This window comes from Fuerstiella sp., assembly GCA_022447225.1.
Taxonomy (GTDB): Bacteria; Planctomycetota; Planctomycetia; order Planctomycetales; family Planctomycetaceae; genus S139-18.
Map to the genome: position 1 here is coordinate 129,323 of JAKVAZ010000008.1, position 19,529 is coordinate 148,851.

The window sequence follows — 19,529 nt, forward strand, 5'->3', positions numbered from 1 at the left end:
TATAATGACCGACGTGTTGTCTGACTTCCGAAACAACCGCCGGAATTTGCAACACAGTTTCCAGGAGCAGGTTTCTTTTACGTGCGTGCTTCCGACTCGGTCAACTCAGACACCGGAAGCCTCTCATAAACAGACCCGCCGCCCCTGTGATTCGTACTTCTTTTCCCTGACTGTTCTTCGCTGGCTTACGAGAGATGCCCGCCGCAGCACCGGCTCTCTTGCTCCATGTGCCGCCGGTTTGATAGTACACTCGCACGCCACGATACGGTAAAGAACCACGCCCCTTGCGTCTCATCGCCCACACAGGTAAACGGCGGTTTGAGAACATCCCGCGGTCCGGTCTGCTCCTCAGTGTCAGGTTGACGCACGGTCCAGGCAACCGGTACTCCCGATTTATGATCTCAGCAAGCAAACACAATCTTTTGGGTCTCGGCTGTTCCTCGCAATTAAGTTATTCTGAATCACGGATGATGTCCTGAAGCTCTGCCGGGGCATCGGTAAACAGACCGTCAACTCCCGCATCAATCAGTTGTCGAATGTCGTCCGGCTGATCGGCGCCGGCAACTAATAAAGCAATGCCGGCGTGGTGAAATCGGCCGACAAGTGTTGGCGTCAGTTCCTGCCAGGATTCGGGCGTGCAGCCGAGAACACGAAGTTGTTTGAGTCGATCGAGCAGTGACGCTGTTTCCTGTTTTGAAATCGAAGTGCGCAGGACGCATTGAAGTCCTGGATCAATTTCCCTGAGACGCTCAATCTCTTCAGCACTGTTGACCCGAAACACCACACGTTCGAGTGCCTCCGCCTGACTGATGATTTCCACCACCAGTGGCACCGCTTCCGGAACTTTGACATCCAGTAATATCGTTCCGGCGTCTTCGATGGTACTCAGTGCTTCTTCCAGCGCCGGAATACGTTCACCCGCGAACAGCGGTACACCGGTTGCCTGATCAACATATTTTGACCCCGCATCCAGCTGTCGCAGTTCTGCATATTTCAGGTCCGCAATATTGCCGGTTCCATCTGTCGTTCGGGAAACATCTGCATCGTGCATGAGGACAGGGACACGGTCTTGACTGAGTCGCACGTCGAACTCCAGTATGGGAACCTCGAGCCTGAGTGACTGTTTGACCGCGGCAATCGTATTCTCGGGTCCGGGTCCACCTGCGAAGGCGATCACCTGAGTTTGAGACCGGATGAACGGATTGTCGGATTTCACTCCGGCCTTGCTCCGGTTTCTCCGATGCTGCCGGTGCAGCCGACGCCGCATTTCCTGGTTTCGCCATGACAGAAACTCCCGTTCAACCCGGTCCCGGTCATCAGGACTTTGCCTGACGGCTGACGCAATCGTAATTTCACCAAACGTGATCACCTCTTCCTTTCGATCGACGGATGTGATTTGATTGTCGTTCACGACCAGAGTGACTCCCACGTTGGCTTCCACAACGGGAACACCGTTTTCCCGTCCGCGACTGAGGACCGCTTCGTCCTGAGCCTTTGATCGCGATCCCATTGACGGAATGATCAGAAATTGCGCACCGTCAAGGACCGGAATCCTTGCCAATTGCGGATTCCAGCGGTCGTTACAGATCATCAGTCCGCAACGTCCGAACGGTGTATCAAACGCGCGGCTTTGCGAACCAAGACGATTGAACCACCACGAAGAGTGGTAGCCTTCGGCAAGCTGCATTTTGTGGTACTTACCACTGATGTCTCCGAAATGGTCAATGAACACTGCGCAGTTGAAGACGTCATCTTCAATGCGTTCGGCCAAACCAAACACAAGACACATCTTCAGCTCACGGGCCAAACCCCGAAATTTTTTGATGACCGGATGATCGAGCGGAACGGCAACATCGTTCATCCTCTGTTCGTCGACTTCACCGGCAATGATCTCGTTGACGACATAACCTTCCAGAACGCCTTCGGGAGCCACAGCAATCTGTGCACCTCCCTGTCCGGCCTGACGAAATGCTGCTTCCAGACGTCGGGCGTTCCCTGCCAGATCGAATTTTTTCGGTACAAACGAAATGGCTGCCACACGTACAGTTCGAGACTCTGATTCGTCTTCAGCAGCAGCAATCGGGTCGCCAATCGCTGCGGTCAAAACAGTCAGGCAGCTGCAAAGACATCCAACAATGTCAGTCCGTGTCATGAAACCTCTCCTGTACCAGGTCTATCCCGTTTCCGGCGTGATGAATTTCCACGATGACAGTGCGTCACTGCCATAGCGATGATCCAGCTCAAGCATCAGCGGTACCATCAAATCCAGAGTCCGTGCGTTTATCAGCTCGCCACAATCCACGGCTCGCAATCCTGTTTCATCGATGAGCTGCATCACACGTCGTTTTGCTTCGTTATCGTCACTGCAAACCAGCACGTCCCTCTTGTCCTGACCGACGTTAGCCGACGGATCGATTGTCTGCCAGAAATTCGTCTTATACGCAGCAACCCACCGGGCCGCCGGTGCTGACTGGCCGTTCTTTTCGATCCCCGATGTCGTTCCTGGCGGCACGGCACCGAACGGGTTGGTGATGTCGATCAGAATTTTTCCGACAAGTACGTTTTCCACGGCCAGCACCGTCGCCGCCGCATCAGAAAACCCAACCGCCAATACGACAATCTCTCCTTCCTGAGCAGCCTTCTGCAGCGACGCGCCCCGCACACCGGGTCCAATTTCTTTCGCAGCGTTTTGGGCCCTGTTCGGTGAGCGAGATCCGAGAATGACCTCATGCCCGGCATGAACGTAACTGTGTGCCAGCCCACGACCCATGCGACCTGTCCCGCCCAGGATTCCGATTCTCATAGCTGTGTTCACTCCTGTTGTCTGGTCGATCCGATCTTTTGGGGTCTGAACAAACTGATCAATCTGTCCTGGACACTCGAACCCTGAACCTGTCTGCCGAATTGTGAGCACCGGACGACCGTGTCATGAAGGACTCACAGAAGGAATGAACCCTGGTGAACCGGACATCTCCCGGACTCAGAATCTGTCGGGCATCCATGGCGGTGGTCCGGCAAAAATCGATGTTGCGGTTGCAACAGTCTGATCTCCTGCTTCGATGTGTCCCATATGCCGCAACACGACCGGTGACAGAAATCCTGAAAACAGGGGACTGAGGCCTCGAACATGCGTTTTCAGGTCGCCGCGACCCCCATTACAAACCGTCGCAGATCCGTTCGCCACATTCAGAATAAATCGACCGTTGTTTACAGACACGATGTCATCCGTAATTTCCATATGGAGTTCTGCGTGGACGTGCGGAAGGTATCCACGCGCACAAAGTGCCCTGCGTACATCCACCAGACGCATCATCCAGCGTTCGTGGGAAACCACCTCGGCTTTCAGTTCCGTCGGCAGCAGCAGCAAGGGTTCGACGGCCGGCCCATTCCAGGAGACCGACTTGGCCACAGAGCGGTAACTCGAAAGGAATGCCCAAATGGCCTTCGCTGCTCCGGGACTAACCGCCATCATGTCACGTACACAGAGATTGAACGGACCGGGCTTGTCGGCATCGTAATAAAATATCAAGTATCCTTCCGGCTGATCTGATTCACCGACCAGATAACGATAGACAGATTTGTCGGCATAGGGGAATGTCACTGTTCGTTCCCACAGGCCGGTATTGCGTTCCAAATTTCCATTGGTGATCCTGGCACGAATCCGAGCCGATTCGTGATAGGGTTCGTGGTGGACGCCCTCGATTCTGGTTAGTGGAACATCTGTTTCCCTGAGTTGGATCGAGTTCAGTGACAACCGATGCAGACAGCAGCTGCCAGCCTGTTCGTAGCCAGACCCGCGATACAGCCGCTGAGTTGTAGGGTACAGCACCGAAAGCGGCACACCCTGATCCTGCAGTTCGTTCAGTGCACAGGCCATCAGATGAGCAGCTGCACCTGAGGACCGATCCTCCGGTGCTATTGCCACGGCAGCGATGCCGGCCATGTCCAGGCAGCGTCCACCAAACCACTGGCCCGCGTGATAAATTCCCAACCCACCGATAACCCGACCGGCACGCCGTATCACACGAAAATTCGTCCGCCCGATTCGACTGACGTACCTTGTCCAGTAGTCGGTCGACAAGCCAAATGACTGGCACTGGATTTCGCACAGACGTTGTTCTTCAGTGGCGTCGGTGAGAGTTGCGACTTCAAACAAAGCTGCCTCCATTGACACAAACTGGCAGGAATGCCCCTGATCGATCGAACAGGAACCAACCATGGCCACGGCTCTTACTGCCATTGTAGCGGGATCCCAGACCAATCGCATTTCCGGACGACCGGAACAATTGAACGCTGAATCGACCGCTACCGGCAACCACACAGCTCATCATCGCTGCTCAAAACAAGGCACGTCTCCGGCACACGAATCTTAATTGTCGCCATCGAGCCGGCGATTCTGTCGTCAAGCAGCAGAGAATGCGGGCACTGAAAACGTCCCATCGAATTCATGCAATATAAGACAAGCAGTTGAATCAGGTCATGCGAATACTACGATCCACTGTCAATCAGGCTCCGAGGAGAATGTACCATGATGACACGAACCGTGACGGTATCAATTCAGATGACGATTGCTGTTCTCACGTGCCTGAGCTGTACGGGAGCAGAAGAACTGCGGAAAGACCGTACAAAACCAACAGATCCGAATATCGCAGAAATCAGTTTTCGGTCCACGTCACGACCTTGCGCAGATATCATCGTCACACTGCCCGAACAATACGCCCCCTCTTTCCGTGTACTGCTCCCTGAAGATGTCAGCGGCTGCCCTCATCCGGGTTACTTCCACGTCAACCCTGTCGAATGGAAAAGGGAAGAACATGGCTCATGGTCAGGAATGATCAAGTTCAAGGATTATGGACGAATACTGATCTCTCTGGTGCCGCGTGATTACTATGTTGAAGTCATTTGGACATTAGAGAACCTTTCCCCCAGGCCCCTGCAGAGGACAGTCCTGAACTTCTGCTTCAATGTGAACAACGGGGGAGGTGGCTGGGCCAATCGGGAGTTCCTGCCGAAGAGCAGGCTGGATCGTATAGAAGACGGAGAATACTGGCATAACCAGCTCGCCAACAAAGGAACATTTGTCCACCGTGCCGGCAACTGGAGAAACGAGCCTGAGGGGACGCTCGACGCGTCGATCTTAGTGATTGCCAACGAGGTCAGAGACAGATATGCATTTCAGATGTGGGACAAACCGGTTGAAGATCCATGGATCAATAATGGCAATGCCTGCATGCACCTGCGTGCGGTGCTCTGTGAGTCGTTGGGCGTGGGAGAACAGGCCGTGATCCGTGGGCGAATCGGCATCAGCAGCAGGGGCCTCGATGAAATTTGGCTCCTTCATCAGAGTCTCACTCAGACCAGCAAAGAAGCTGCCGCGAAGGACAGGGCCCAATCAGAACGTTGAAGTCACCGGTGCCCGTCAGCAATGGCGTCTCCTGAACTGCTGACAAAGTCACAACGCGTCAGATTCCGGCCCGAAATGATTCGAACATGCGTACTCAACGGGTTGCACACAGCGGGCTGTCCAGGCTGCTGATCCTGCAATGTCAATGTGGAGAACCCGTTTCGGACTCTGATTCCAGCCTGTCTGAAGCTCAGGTTCGGTCGCGGAGTTTCGTCAGACGGTGTTCCGCTGAGCGAGTGTCATGCGTGCGAGAGGGAATGGCTGGCACCTGACTGGCAGGCCAATACTGAATATCTTCGTCGGTTCGTACGGGGCCCAACCACAAATCATCAAATCCAATTCTGCAGCAATAGAGCCTGAACTCCTGCGACCGCCGAATTCAGACAACGTCACGTTTTTTTTCGAAAAGGGCCGTGGGACGATAAAGAAATCCAAATCATGCGATTGATCGTGCGTATAATCAAACAATGATCGGACTTCGTTTCAATCAACCAGGTTTTCTGGCCGCCTTCGTGATGGCCCTGCCCTCACTGTGCTGCGCCGATTTCTCGCTCGACAGTCTGCAACACAGCACCCGGGAATCCTGCTGCCACACAGCACAGCACTCACCACCAGAATGTCCCTGCGATCAAAAAACGCCCGTCATCCATTGCTGCTGTCAGCCGGCGGCGTTGACCTGCAGTCCGGTTCGAATGGCAAACAACAACGTGGCGTTATCCGTTGTTCCTGTCAGCGCACCGGAACCGCCATTGACAATGACCGCTGCTGTCGGTTGTGGATTTGCCGACGCCGGCCCACCTTTTCGTGTGCTCCAGTGCGTGTGGCTGAACTAAGCTGCTGATCTCTGCACGGATTCCTGATCTCAATTCACTGTTCCATCGGTCCGCGCTGACTGAATGCGCTGACGTCAGGAACACATTCACCGGAGAAAACCATGTTTACGAAAATTGCTGCAGCTACCGTTCTGTCGCTGGGCCTTGTCGTTACCGCACTGACTGCGACCGAAAAACAATCCGAAGATTGCTGCTCCGCCGGACTTGCCTGTTGTGCCGTCGGAGCCGAATGCTGCCAGGTGACTAACCGGCCTGCCTGCTGTGCGGCCGGCGGACTGTGCTGCGAAGGTCCCGATGAGTGCTGCTTCATCATACCAGCCTGCTGTGTGAACGGTGAAGCCTGCTGTGACATCACAGAACCTTGCTGTGATGCTGATTCTGTTGAGCAGTCCTGATCTCAGTCCTGCTTATCGACGCTGCTCCCGGCAGGACATGTTCTCTGCCGGGAAGCTGCGTTTCGATGTGTGGACTGAACACCCGGACACTCAGAGCTGAACCTCCGGCATTCACCTGCATTTGCATACAGAACTTTCTGCAATTGAACTGGACATTTTGCTGTGACTCCGTTCGATTCATCGTCTATCCGTCTGATTGTCTTCGTCCCAGAAAACGCTGAACGGTCCGATCATGCAGGACATCTTCCCGGTCAACGACGACCTGCAGATCCGGGAAGAGCACGGGAAGCTCGCCAGGAGCCAGTGTGAACAGAGGATTACTGATGTGACTGTCTCCTCGGCTGCATTGTGACTCGGAAAACGTTTCATAAACCAGCCAGCCGCCCGGACGGAGCCCCGTTCGCACGATCCGCGGAATCGTTTTCCTGTCCAGAAATCGGAACACCACCACAAGATCATATTCACCGGCAGCCGGAGTCCAGTCGTCGAGATCCGCGAGGATCCAGCGGACGTCAGCGTCGTTTGCAGTGGCACACCGGCGAGCGAGCTCCAAACCGTTGGTTGAAATATCAACGGCGTCAGTCTGCCAGCTCCGCTGCGCCAGCCAGATCGCGTTATGTCCGAGGCCGCAGGCAACATCCAGTGCTCTTTGACCGGATTCTGTTTTCCCGCTCGCTGTCCCGATCAGCTGAAAGGCTTCCACAAGCCACTCATCCGGATCGACGTTCGGCAGCGGGTGACGTTTCGCGTACTTCGCATTCCAGCGATCTTGATCACGTACCGACATGATGATCATTCCAACTTGTCCGGATTCGGTTCACCGCATATGACCGGTTTCCAGCAACGGCACACACCGTCCCGCATCGTGACACCGACGACTTGCTCTCTGGTACTACGGTTTTGTACGCTCGGTCAGTTCCGAACGGGTTACTGATGTTGTCAAGTTCGGGATTCATGGATCGATGAAGTAACAGCTCGTGAACGTCACGGATCAGTCTGTTCGGCTGCGATCAGGCCCAGCTCGTCCGCAATTGACTGCATAGCCGCGATCACGAAGGCAATATGCTCGTTCAAATCAACGTCGAGGTCCTGAGCACCACTGATGATATCCTGCCGCTGAATCGCGGCAGCGAAGGAGGCCTGCTTCATCTTTTTGCGAACGCTTTTCGGAGCCAGCCCCTCCAGGCGTTTTGGACGCACTAGCGCGCACGCACTGATGAACCCACACAGTTCGTCGCACGCATACAGAGCTTTGTCCATTAGCGAGACCCGTGGACAGTCCTCAAGGTAATCGGCATGTGATTTGATCGCATAGATGATCTCCTGCGGATAACCACGATCGGCAAGGATGGCAGCCCCTTTGAGAGGATGGTCGGGCGGATCAGGCCATTTCTGATAGTCAAAATCATGCAGCAGCCCCACAGTCCCCCATGTTTCCTCTGCCTGATCAAACCTGCGGGCATAAGCCCGCATTGCTGCCTCAACAGCCAGCATATGCCGAATCAGACTTTGGCTCGTGGTGTACTCATTAAGCAAAGCCAGATCTTCCTCTCGTGACATCCGGTTCCCCATCAGTGTTGATCGCAAAACACGAGCACGTTTAACAAAACGTAAGGCGCGTTCCACTGCACAGGTCGTTCTTCATGGCCGACCGGATGCATGCATCCAGTCGGTGGCAAATCACTCTAAATTCATGGAAACACGCTGTTGTCTGATCACAACTCCGGGTGAAACCGATGGTCACCCCGCCGGTAACATTCGAGGTATACCTGCCAGCTTCACAGCCCGGTCAGGCACCTGATTCGATCGATTTCATCCGTGTCCAGACTGAAGTCATAAACATCAAGATCCGCCTGCATATGATCGACATTCGTTGTCCCTGTCAACGCAGTCATTCCGAGCTCCAGTGCGAACCTGAACGTGATCTGTGCAGCAGTTCGGGCATGACGCTTTGCAATTCGGGAAATCAACGACGATCCCAGCACGGCCCGGTTCGCAGTCAGTAATGAAAACCCCTGATAAACCATGCCTCGAGTCTGGCAAAATTCTCTGACCGGACCATCCCATCCCTGCACAGCGTAGCATCTGTTTTGAACAACATGCGGCTGAATGTGAGCATGCCGGCAGAAGAGTTTAAGCTGTTCCAGAGAGACGTTACTGACACCGATCAATCGAGTCAGTCCACGGTCATGAATGGCCTCAATCGCCCGCCAGACAGCACGATCGCCGGGTGTCAGGCCGTTCGCCGTTTCCGGACCATGCAACAGAAAACAATCGACGTTTTCTACACCCAGATGTTCCAGCGAACCGGCAAACGACTGGTCTACCTGGTCGGGAATCGATGCTGACGGGTCGTAGGGCAGACGACGATCCTGACCACGACGGAAGGTAAACTTGGTTTGCAGGAACAAATTTTCCCGAGTCACCATTCCGCGGGCGATTGACGTTCGGATCGCCTGTCCAACCGCGGATTCGTGATAATGTCGTCGCTGATTAGCCGTATCGATTCCACAAAATCCCTGGCTGATCGCCAGTTCAGTCAACCGCTGCGTCTGCTCCTTCTTCCAGGCGGTTCCATAAATAAGCCGGGGGATTTCGATCCCATTGATCAAAGCCGTCTGGTGAGTCATCCGGTCCTCCAGGCAGCATTCGAATCGGAACACGCGCCAGCAGAAACATCGGGTTCACTAATGATAACGAAGTGTTCAAACAGAACGTCACGGAGATCTGCAGTCATCTTCCCGCCTCACTCGTGTTGTCCAGTGCATCAAGTTCAACCGCACCTTCTCGAACTGCGGATGCCAGCTCGACGGTTACCAGCAGTGCCATGGCGCCACCGCGGTCGTCCGTTCCAAGAATTGCGCTGCGGTCAAGGTAATCCCGAAAACTGTTCTGTTTACCGGTCCCCGTGCAGACATCCACCAGATGACCGTCCGGCCCGATACGGCATTTGATGGATTCCCAGGCGCGCTGCAGAACCGGCTCGTACTTTTTCCGATCCAGCCACCCGTTTCGAAGCCCGCGTGCAATCGCAAACGTGGTCATACATGTCACGGTCAGTTCGCGATAACTCTCCGGATGATCGACGACCTGATGCCACATCCCCGTTTCATCCTGATAGCGAATCATCGAGTTGAGATGAGATCGATACACCTGCAGCATTCGGCTGTGATGTGAACTGCCCACTGGAAGATCACTCAGACACAGAGCCAGCCCCAGTGCGGGAAACCCATTTCCACGCCCCCACGCAGTCCCGTCCGGATCGATCGGTGAGTGCTGGTGCAGCCCGTCGTCTCGCAAATTCAGATCAAGCATGAACTGCAGATGACGCATCGCCATGTCGAAGTATTTGGTCTGGCCGGTCAGGTGACCAGTCCGCACCAGAATCGGCGTCCCCATGAAAACAGCGTCGCTCATTTCACTGTGGAATGGCATCACCGATTTCGGTGCACCGTCATTGTCAAATCCAAGATCTGCGGCAGCCCGTGCCAGTGCGGTGTAACGATCGTCTGCTGTCCGTTCGGCCAGATCGCCGAAGACCAGATGTCCGGACAACGTGCTCCCGGAAGGAGCGTCCCCCAGCGCCGACCTCGAACCGTCTGCATAGGGACTAACAATCCGCTTCACATCATTGATGTGCTGTTGACTCCCCGTCAGCTCTCCCAGTCTCATCCGGCCGATGAGTGCCAGCGCAGGAATGTACGCGACTGAAGGCAGCTTGTGTCCGTAAACACGGCTGAGTTCCTCCGCAATTTCGACGGGCCGGCGTCTTCGTCTTTGGATCAGTTGATTTTCAGCGGTCCCACGTGGAAACGAGTGACTCTGTCGGACCAGCGAGACCAGTGATTCCACCACACCGACGCCCTTCGGAGCTTCAACGTTGACTGCACCGATCGTGCCCACGTCGCACGCGGCGTGTTTCATCAATGCGCCGGCCAGACACTTCGAATCATCGACCGGACTCATGTCCCATTTCAGTGTATTTCCATCACGTACGACGATCACCAGATCGGGTGCGAGCATCCCGATCCACCGCCACAAATAAAGGTCCTCCGGGTGATCAACATCGCTGTAGGCCGTTCCGACCGGAGGAAAGCTACTGCCTTTGTGTGAGGGGCTGTCAGGATGTGTGTCCGGGACCAGACCTATCGTCAGGTTTCGACCTGCCGTCGTCTGTTTCGTGTTCCTGTGGATTTCTGTCCATTCATTCAGGACTCCTTCGCGCGTTGCCGGCCCGGAACATTCGTCGAGGACAATAAGAACCCGATACTGTGAACTCGACATATCCAAAAGGCCCGTCGTGACGAGAACCGGAATCGGTGTGTTTCTGCGTGTGACTCCAAGTGCCGTGAGGATTGCATTTGAATCTGCTGCGGCTTCCGCATACTCCGGAAAACGGGATGCAATCTCTGATGATTGAGCAGTACCGTCAGAGCAAACAGCCACGAAGAGCAACACAACAGGCAATGGTCCGAACATGGTGTGACAAGACATAAGTTTTGATTGCCTTTTGTATTTGTCGCAGAAGCACCGTATCTGCCGAAAAAAAGGACAGGCACATTGCCAGAAAAAATTAACACAACATTCGATGTCTGCGCCGATGACGGTCCGAAGCCACATTGGCTGGCGAATTTCGGGTAGATCCGGGGCAATGATCTCCCTGTTGTTTCCCTGTATACTCCTGGCGAAAATCAAATTTCCTGTCAGCCGGCATCGTCCCTGCACGTGTCGGTGACCGTCGACGGCAGTAACCAGAAACGGGCAAGTCATCTGATCGTCGGAAGTCTCAGGTGAACGGTTACACGAGAGGAGTCTCTGATGCGGAGCAAATTGGCTATTGGAACATGGTTGACAGTGGCTGTTGTCGCCCTCAGCTGTCCTGAACAAGCCAGGGCCGAACAGGCCAGGGACGAATACTGGAAACTCGGCTGGGGTGTCTTCGGTACGGGCTTGGAGCATGCAAAGCTCGAGCGTATCAGATGGGACTGGATCATGGTATGTCACGGTAGTGAGGACATAGAAGGGAGCAACCTCGCGGTCAACGAGGCACTGAAATACAACCCGGATCAGACATACCTGGTGCGGCTCTGGCCGATTATGGGCCTGGGCAGGTTCCCGGAATACGCCAACCGGGCCACCTTCCTGGAATATTACTTTGAGCCGAAGGTTCGAGCCGCAGTCAGAGAGACAATTAAGCCGAACATGGACGCCGTCCTCAACGGCATAGACAAGCCTGAGAACATACTGGGGTTTACCTTCCAAGAGGAAATCCCAGCGCACTGGGGACCATCTCTCCGCACGAGAAAGACGCGCGTCGACCTCAAGCACTACGGGACGCAGATCGCCGAGGAGATGGGCGTGAAAACATTCCAGTGGAACGCCGAGACTAAGACACACGTTTGCGGTATTTACGCGAACACGCTGAGGGACATCTACAGTTATATCAGGTCCCTTGCTCCGGGCAGGAAGGTCTTCCACTGGCAGCACACTTACACAGGGACGATAGGCCGAGTCAGTACGCCAAGAACAGAGGAGCAGCGTCCCCTCCTCCGGGGCCCCGATGATGACCCGATGAAGCTCAACTATCTTCCCATGAAACTCTCTGATGTGATCTGCCCGGGGGGGGGGGACGGGCTTTTCACCTATCCGAGTACGACTAGTACATCGAAGAGGTACATGGAGCTGGTCAAAGAGCATAACTGGCCGTACTTCTCTCAGCTGTCCCATCCGAGGGGCATGCACGTAGCCCCTGGGAAGAGTGCGAAAAGCTGGCCATGACGCGTGATCCGCTTAACTGGGGGAGCTTCTTTTTCTACTGGGGGCACTGTCTCGGGCATCGGGCTGGCGACGCCCCCAGCATATCGAAAGACCGCCACGGCGGCCGCCAGAAGGAGTTCGGGGGCTACCAGGATGCGGCCGTGCATCAGAGGATCTTTCAGAACCGCCACAAGGTGGGCATTGACGCACTGCTGAGCTATCTGCGCCCAAGGGTGCTGGTGCACGCGCCGCTGTCAGTGCTCAAAGAAAAAGGACGCGTCCTGCTGACCGTGTTCGTACACAACCCCCGCAACATCGATTACTGGCCGGAGTACCTCAGCAAGACCCAAACGATGCGGGAGGTTTCTGTCACGCTTAACGCACCAACGGGCATACAAGACCTTCAACTCCGTTTTTATCAAATAGGATTTCCACAGAAGTCTTTTTTCATCCAAGCCAATCAAAACATATCAACATTGGCGCATACATAAACACATCACATTTATATTTAATCAAATGAACTCCACCCGCCAACCCACCACCGAATACCATATCCCGGGCCAACCAGTTTATAAACCCATTCAAATATCAAAACAGGACGACGCACAGATCACACCTGCTTTGAGGATTGCAGAGATAAACCCCACAACTCGATTAACGCAAATAGTCATGTCAACACCGGGAGAACAACATGAAATTCAATAATATAAATGTACATATTAGCGAACGTGCCAATATTCATAAAGACGTTAAAATTGGTGACAATGTCACCATATACGATAATGTTGAAATCATGCCGGGCACAATCATATCGAATCATTGCGTGATAGGAGAACCTTTAAGTCGCTATTACGATGAAGGTGCCAGTTACGAAAACCCTGTTACCCGAATCAAAAAAAACAGTTTAATTAGAAGTCATACAATAATATATGCGGGCTCTTCTTTTGGGGAGGGTTTTCAAACGGGACATCGTGTTACCATCAGAGAAAAATCCAACTTCGGTGAATTTTGTTCTGTTGGCACCTTATCGGATATTCAAGGATATTGTTCTGTAGGTAATTACTCGAGATTTCATTCCAATGTTCATATTGGACAACAGTCCATAATTGGAAACTATGTATTCATCTATCCATATGTTGTACTTACCAATGACCCAACCCCTCCCTCTGAACATATTGTGGGTCCCAACATTGGAGACTATTCTCAAATTGCGACAAGCAGTGTTGTTTTGCCTGGTATTAAAATTGGAGAGCACAGTCTCGTTGGAGCAGGAACAGTTGTCAGTAAAAATGTCGACGCGTACTCTTTGGTTGTGGGTGCACCAGGGAAAATATTAAAAGATGTAAGAGAGATTAAAGACAGAAAAACAGGAGAACCTTACTACCCCTGGCCACAAAGGTTTTCTAGAGGAATGCCTTGGGAAAAGATCGGTTTCGAACAGTGGTCAAAATCCTTATGATTTCGCAATGCACTTCACACAAAATAACGACCCTGTACGGGTTCCGAGGTGAACCGGCCGCTTTCCCGGCTCATTGCTATCAAGGTCGAATGCAGCAAATCGCCCGCTGCCGAAATAGCGATTAGTACAGAGACCTTTATTCCCCGCTTCCAGACCCACCGGCTCGAATATGCTGCTGAAAAACCACGGGTCGAGTCTGGTTTTGGTCTCAGGGAAGCTGCCAGACCGCGAATAATCATCAAGCCGTTAAACATTCCGGTGACCGAAAAGCCTCCTGTCAGCATAGACGGAGAAAACATAACCTACGACGGTGAGGTGAAACTGGGCCGCCAACTGGTCATATCGCCGGACGGCAGCGCCAAAATCAGTCCGAGCAACATGATCAGTCCGCTGAACGAAAACCTGCGGGACGAGGCTTCCCCTACCGGATTCAGGATATTCGAGGACGGGTACGGAATAGGTTCCTACACTGCAAACCTCCCCCCTTGAAATCGGCAAGGAGTACCTGCTGGAGTTCGAGGGCATGGCTACCGGCGGCGCCAACACCCAGGTGGCCTGCGCTTCGTGGGGCAATTCGAGAAGGATTATCACGTAGACAAGCGGTATCAGCTCTGGATAGGCCTGCATGGCCGGTTCACCGATAAGTGGTCGAAGGTAAACCATACCTTCGTTCTGCCGGAGGGAGGCACCGGATTTTACACATTGTACTTTTACTGGTTCCCTAAGAAAGGCGCGATATCCTATGGGAACTTCAGCCTCGTTCCCGTGGGCGAGGACCGGGATGTTTCCGATCGTATAAAGGACAAGATGCCGCTATTGCAGCCCGGCAGGCTTAATCACGTGTCTTATCGGGACGCAACTGGCGAGAGGCATTATCCGAAGGTGGAAGTGGGCCTCGATTTGCCGTCCCGCTGAGATCCTCCGCCAGGGTCAGAATCCGGGTCAACGAAGATCTCAATATCATATGCGACTACGGGTTGATCGATTTTCCTCTAATCATCCGGAACTGTGGACTCGCCACGATTGTTTCTACCGCTACCGCAAAACGAAAGTCACCGGTGGAAAGTCGAACCAGCATCGTGTCCAGCAGTGGTGTGTCGGAAAGCTGCACCTCGCGTCCCAGCGCGTAACCCAGCAGCTTTCGGCAGAACTGCCTCAAAAATTCTTCCCGACGTTGTTCCAGCAGATAGCCCCGCAGTCCGGCAAGTCCTTCAATCTTTGTTCCATCCGGCAGTGTTGTTTGGGAACTGATCTTTTGGCCTCGCGAATCTATCTGTCGATAACGACCGATGGCATCGAATTCCTCTAAAGCAAAACCGAACGGATCAATGCGCGCATGACATTTTGCACACGCCGCCGCGCTGCTGTGCTGTTCAATCAGTTGCCGCTCGGTCAGACCTTCCGGAGGACCATCGGGAAGCTGTGGTACATTTTTGGGCGGGCGCGGAAGCTTCTCACCAAGCAGCACTTCGCTCACCCAGTTGCCTCGCAAAATCGGACTCGTGCGAGTGGTTCCTGACTGTTTCGCCAGCGTTGTTGCCAGCCCGAGGATCCCACCTCGACCGTACTGATGTACGCCCTCGACGCGTCGCCATGCGTCCCCTTCAATCCCCGACATCCCATAGAATTTTCCAAGTCGGCTGTTCACGAACGTGTGATCAGCATCCAGCAGACTCAGCAGTGAACGGTCGTTTTGAAACAGATCAGTGAAAAAACGAATCGATTCTTCATACATGTCGCTGCGGAGTTCCGTGAATTCAGGAAAATGTGTTTCACTCTTTGTTTCATAAGGATCGAACAGATGGATGTGCAGCCACTGCCCCGCAAACTCTGTGGCCAGTCGTCGCACGCGGGAATCCTGAAGCATGCGTCGCGTCTGCCGCAGGAGTTCCGTGTTTGCATTATGACCATCGGAGACGTCGTTCTCACCATACAGACCAGGGTCGGGTCTGCCGCCACTCCCTGTCAATCGACCGGCCCCGGCTGCAGCAAGAAGTTCATCGTCGGGCATTGAGGACCAGAGGAAATAGCTCAGGCGGTTGGCAAGTTCCCGATCGGAGACCACTGCGGCGCGCCCATCGGCTGCCTCTTCCAGCCTGTACAGGAAAGGGGCCGCGACAAAAACACGGGCCAGTGTGTACCGGAATGCTTCTTCGTGGGGCAGTTCCAGTTGACGCAGCCGGCGATACAGGTCGCGCAATTCCTGATCTTCAATTTCGGTGATCGGGCGACGCCACGCTCGCTCCGTAAACTGCACCAGCGCATCCAGATGTTTTGCCTCGGATTCCTCGAGTAACGTTCGAAATGAATCGGCGCGGGCGTTGAATTTCTCCACCGCTGCATCAAATATTCCGGCCTGTGGCTGATCAATCGTGGTTTCCAGAAGGGAATCCAGCACATCGATCAACCGCAGCGGTTCCCGGCTGACGTAATACAGATCGTCCCACAGCCGGTCCAGCTGAACCGACTGCCCCTTGTCAAGCATGAGTCGAGCCAGATGATCATCCTCCCGGTATAACAGCGTGAGGGTCAGCAGTTCATCGACGGGTACAATCTGGGTATAGCATAGTGCCGCTGGAAACAGTCTGCGAAACTCTTCGGTGGCTGCTTCAAATCGTTTCCAGGCACTACTGTTTTCGGTCACAACAATCGGACGTCTCCAGGTGACAATTCGTTTGTTGGCTCCAAGGTTCAAATCGTCATATTTCACACCGATTTCACCAGGAAACAGTCCTGATACAGCATCAGGAGTGCCTGCCACCACATCCGTCTGCACACTTCCTTCGTCGCCGGATCCCGGCTGGAGTGCCGCTGTTGTCACCAGCTCCCGACCAGCCAGATCGGGGGGAATATGCAAAGTAATCACAGATGGTGCACGAACACAGACAGACTCTGCTTCGATCGATTTGCCATCGACAGTGACCCAGTCACGCAACAGCACGTCGGGCTGATCTTCAGCAACCAGTCTTGGCTGCGTCCACACGACAAAGTCGTGTTCATTCCCGTCTCCCGCGTCTCCTGCAACGAGCGAAACGACAAACTCACCGGCCTCCTGGCCGTCTTCCGGGACAGGAATTTCCATTCGCAGCTCGTGCTGTGTCAGCAAAGGACTGACCGCCTCCATCCACCTCGTTCGGGTTCCTTTACGACCCAGTAACCCCACCGGGTTGAAGGTCCACAATCCCTTTTGCCATGCACCAACATGGGCAACCAAAGCCGCCGTATCTCCCGACGTGGCGCTGCGCCAACGAGAACACAGATCGTTCAGCAGAAGTGACTGATTGTCCCCCGTCAGTGTCGTCCAAAGGGCCGACAAATATTTTGCGTTCAGATCATGTTGTTCGGCAACGGCCTGAATCGTCGTGTGACCTGCTGTGAGCGAATCGCGTTTGGCAATCGTTGCCGCAAAATACCTTTCCAGTGGAATCCGACCGGCTTTTCCAAGATGTGACATGCCATACCCATAGTGGTCCGCAAGCTTCTCAATCACACTGAAGTCATCGTAAAATCTACGGATCCTGGCCAGGCTTTCATCCGTCCAGTCGCGCCGTGTGGTGTGGACTGAAAATCGAAATTCTTCGGGCAGCAGCACCGCATGCGCCGCGATCTGTTTGCCTGCATCCAGGTACTTTCGCAGCAGACCAGGCGACATGACCAACGCGTTACCTGTGTTGGTAAATCCTTCTCCGGCTGCGCCTTCGGTGGGAAGTTCGCGGACAGGATCCAGAGCGACTCCGATCAGATCACGAATCGTCCATGTGTATTCCGCGTTTGTGAGCCGTCGCAGCACAACCGGACCGGGGTCTCCGGCCCCCGCCAGTGCCTCGGCATGCGTGTATCGTTCGATCCAGCTGCGCAGCGAAGCCTGCTCCTGAGATGTCAACTGCGGCGAATCTTCCGGCGGCATTTCGCCCAGATCCAGCATCTCGATCACCTTAAGCCATACCTGCGTCGCGCTCCGCACGTCTTTCAACGATGTGAACCGTTCGAGATCAAGGTCGCCCTCCTGGCGTTCGGTTGAGTGACACTTGAAGCAATATTGATTCAGTACCGGACGAACGTCCTGATCGTACTGCGTCCTCAGTGAATCGAAAGAGTCCGCTTCCTCAGCCACAACGAAAACGAAACTAAACAGGAGACTCAGACAAATACCCAAAGCCGTCGTTATGGATCCAGAGATGACCGAAAACACGGAGCAGTACCTAACCGGATCATTTTTCTGAGCCGGTCCGCACATCACGAAAGGATTTCCCCGACCGGTCGAGCCAGTTCCTGGACTCCGGTAAGTCGTTCGTCGAGCCCGCGATGCCGAACCGTAAAACGAGCGTGGTCGATTCCCAGCCGATTAAGAATCGTTGCATTCAGATCGCGGATATGAACCGGGTCACGCAGGATGTTGTAACCAAACTCATCGGTTTCGCCGTGAGTCACGCCACCCTTAATGCCTCCACCTGCCAGCCACATCGAATAACACTTCGGATGGTGGTCGCGACCATAATTCGTTTTGGTCAAAGTCCCCTGGCTGTAAATCGTACGTCCAAATTCACCACCACAGATCACCAGGGTATCTTCCAGGAGACCACGCTGTTTCAAGTCCTGAATCAGTGCCCAGGCTGGCTGATCCAGTTCTTTGGTCTGTCGCGGAAGTCGCGATGGCAGGCTGCCGTGATGATCCCAGCCGCGATGAAAAATCTGGATGAAGCGAACATCACGTTCGGCCATTCGCCGTGCCAGCAGACAGTTGTGACCAAGTGTCCCTGGCTTCAGCACGTCTTCACCGTACATGTCCAGAATATGCTTCGGCTCTCCGGAAATATCCACCAGATCAGGAACCGATGACTGCATTCGGAAAGCCATTTCATATTGAGCGATTCGCGTCTGCGTTTCCGGATCGCCAACGTCCTGGTGAATCCGCTGGTTCATCGCCTGCAACCTGTCGAGCATCAAACGTCGAGTCTCCGGACTGACGCCGCCGGGGTTGGACAGATACAGAACAGGATCTCCCTGGGCACGGAAGGCCACTCCCGCGTGCGTCGATGGCAGGAACCCGCTGCCCCACAGGCGCGAATACAAGGCCTGCCCACGGGGTTCGCAGTTCAACACAATAAATTCCGGCAGGTTGCGGTTCAGACTACCGAGTCCGTAGCTGATCCATGCCCCCAGTGTGGGTCGCCCGGGAATCTGGTTCCCGGTCTGGATAAAGGTGATGGCCGGATCATGATTGATCGCTTCCGTCCAGACGGTGTGGACAGTCGCTACTTCGTCAGACATCGAACCGATTTTTGGTAACAGTTCGCTGACCCATTTTCCGCTGTCACCATGTTGCCGAAACCGAAATGTGGACGGGGCAATAGGAAACCGCGACTGCGACGCGGTCATGTTAGTCAGCCGCTGTCCCTGACGAACTGATTCAGGCAGATCTTTGTTGAACCAGTCGACCATTTTCGGCTTGTAGTCATACGTGTCCAGTTGCGACGGCGCACCGGCCATAAACAACCAAATCACACGTTTGGCGCGCGCAGGAAAATGCTGATGCGGTCTGTCTGTCGTGGAATCACCGACGGCTGTTTGGCCAAGTATTCCCGCCAGTGCCGCTGCACCCAGGCCCTTCGATTGATGTCCGAAAAACTGCCGCCGGGTTTCGAGGTTGATCCATTGATCGATTGGATGTGTGTTCATAG

The 19,529-nt window shown here is 54.2% G+C and carries 15 protein-coding genes; 5 read left to right on the forward strand and 10 right to left on the reverse strand.

From position 1 onward, the window contains the following. Positions 1 to 100: 100 nt before the first annotated feature. The 4 genes from MK110_09825 to MK110_09840 all read right to left on the reverse strand — a co-directional run bounded on the left by MK110_09825 (position 101) and on the right by MK110_09840 (position 4,240). Positions 101 to 328, reverse strand: a complete 228-nt coding sequence (locus tag MK110_09825) for a hypothetical protein (GenBank protein MCH2211590.1) — start codon at positions 326 to 328, stop codon at positions 101 to 103. A 123-nt stretch (positions 329 to 451) separates the two neighbouring features. Beyond that, complete coding sequence (locus tag MK110_09830; GenBank protein MCH2211591.1) at positions 452 to 2,152, reverse strand: hypothetical protein; 1,701 nt, start codon at positions 2,150 to 2,152, stop codon at positions 452 to 454. A 21-nt stretch (positions 2,153 to 2,173) separates the two neighbouring features. Then, positions 2,174 to 2,803, reverse strand: a complete 630-nt coding sequence (locus tag MK110_09835) for an NADPH-dependent F420 reductase (GenBank protein ID MCH2211592.1) — start codon at positions 2,801 to 2,803, stop codon at positions 2,174 to 2,176. A gap of 177 nt (positions 2,804 to 2,980) precedes the next feature. After that, positions 2,981 to 4,240, reverse strand: a complete 1,260-nt coding sequence (locus tag MK110_09840; GenBank protein MCH2211593.1) for a GNAT family N-acetyltransferase — start codon at positions 4,238 to 4,240, stop codon at positions 2,981 to 2,983. 288 nt (positions 4,241 to 4,528) lie between these two features. Here MK110_09840 and MK110_09845 point away from each other — a divergent pair, with 288 nt between their 5' ends. Beyond that, positions 4,529 to 5,404 (forward strand): hypothetical protein, encoded by an 876-nt coding sequence (locus tag MK110_09845; protein ID MCH2211594.1) that lies wholly within the window; start codon positions 4,529 to 4,531, stop codon positions 5,402 to 5,404. A 1,412-nt stretch (positions 5,405 to 6,816) separates the two neighbouring features. On the opposite strand, the gene MK110_09850 is transcribed toward MK110_09845, so the two are convergent. The 4 genes from MK110_09850 to MK110_09865 form a co-directional block, all read right to left on the reverse strand. Further along, the gene (locus MK110_09850; GenBank protein ID MCH2211595.1) at positions 6,817 to 7,428 is read right to left on the reverse strand and encodes a methyltransferase domain-containing protein; all 612 of its coding nucleotides are present in this window, start codon (positions 7,426 to 7,428) and stop codon (positions 6,817 to 6,819) included. A 188-nt stretch (positions 7,429 to 7,616) separates the two neighbouring features. Further along, positions 7,617 to 8,258, reverse strand: coding sequence for an HDIG domain-containing protein (locus MK110_09855; GenBank protein ID MCH2211596.1), 642 nt, complete (start codon positions 8,256 to 8,258; stop codon positions 7,617 to 7,619). Positions 8,259 to 8,410: 152 nt separating this feature from the next. Then, positions 8,411 to 9,262, reverse strand: coding sequence for an aldo/keto reductase (locus tag MK110_09860; protein MCH2211597.1), 852 nt, complete (start codon positions 9,260 to 9,262; stop codon positions 8,411 to 8,413). Between the two features lie 103 nt (positions 9,263 to 9,365). After that, positions 9,366 to 11,126, reverse strand: a complete 1,761-nt coding sequence (locus MK110_09865) for a glycoside hydrolase family 88 protein (protein ID MCH2211598.1) — start codon at positions 11,124 to 11,126, stop codon at positions 9,366 to 9,368. Between the two features lie 324 nt (positions 11,127 to 11,450). Between MK110_09865 and MK110_09870 the strand changes: the two genes are divergently transcribed. From MK110_09870 to MK110_09885, 4 genes are all read left to right on the forward strand, one after another. Beyond that, entirely contained in the window at positions 11,451 to 12,410 is a 960-nt protein-coding gene (locus MK110_09870; protein ID MCH2211599.1) for a hypothetical protein, read from the forward strand. Further along, complete coding sequence (locus MK110_09875) at positions 12,407 to 12,880, forward strand: hypothetical protein (GenBank protein MCH2211600.1); 474 nt, start codon at positions 12,407 to 12,409, stop codon at positions 12,878 to 12,880. The genes MK110_09870 and MK110_09875 overlap by 4 nt, the downstream gene beginning before the upstream one ends. 200 nt (positions 12,881 to 13,080) lie before the next feature. Beyond that, entirely contained in the window at positions 13,081 to 13,848 is a 768-nt protein-coding gene (locus MK110_09880; GenBank protein ID MCH2211601.1) for a hypothetical protein, read from the forward strand. 48 nt (positions 13,849 to 13,896) lie between these two features. Next, positions 13,897 to 14,337, forward strand: a complete 441-nt coding sequence (locus MK110_09885) for a hypothetical protein (GenBank protein MCH2211602.1) — start codon at positions 13,897 to 13,899, stop codon at positions 14,335 to 14,337. A 481-nt stretch (positions 14,338 to 14,818) separates the two neighbouring features. Here the strand turns inward: MK110_09885 and MK110_09890 are convergent, their stop codons facing one another. Next, on the reverse strand, positions 14,819 to 18,040 hold the full coding sequence (locus MK110_09890; protein MCH2211603.1) for a DUF1592 domain-containing protein: 3,222 nt from the start codon (positions 18,038 to 18,040) through the stop codon (positions 14,819 to 14,821). A gap of 44 nt (positions 18,041 to 18,084) precedes the next feature. Further along, positions 18,085 to 19,527, reverse strand: a complete 1,443-nt coding sequence (locus MK110_09895; protein MCH2211604.1) for a DUF1501 domain-containing protein — start codon at positions 19,525 to 19,527, stop codon at positions 18,085 to 18,087. Positions 19,528 to 19,529 lie beyond the last annotated feature (2 nt).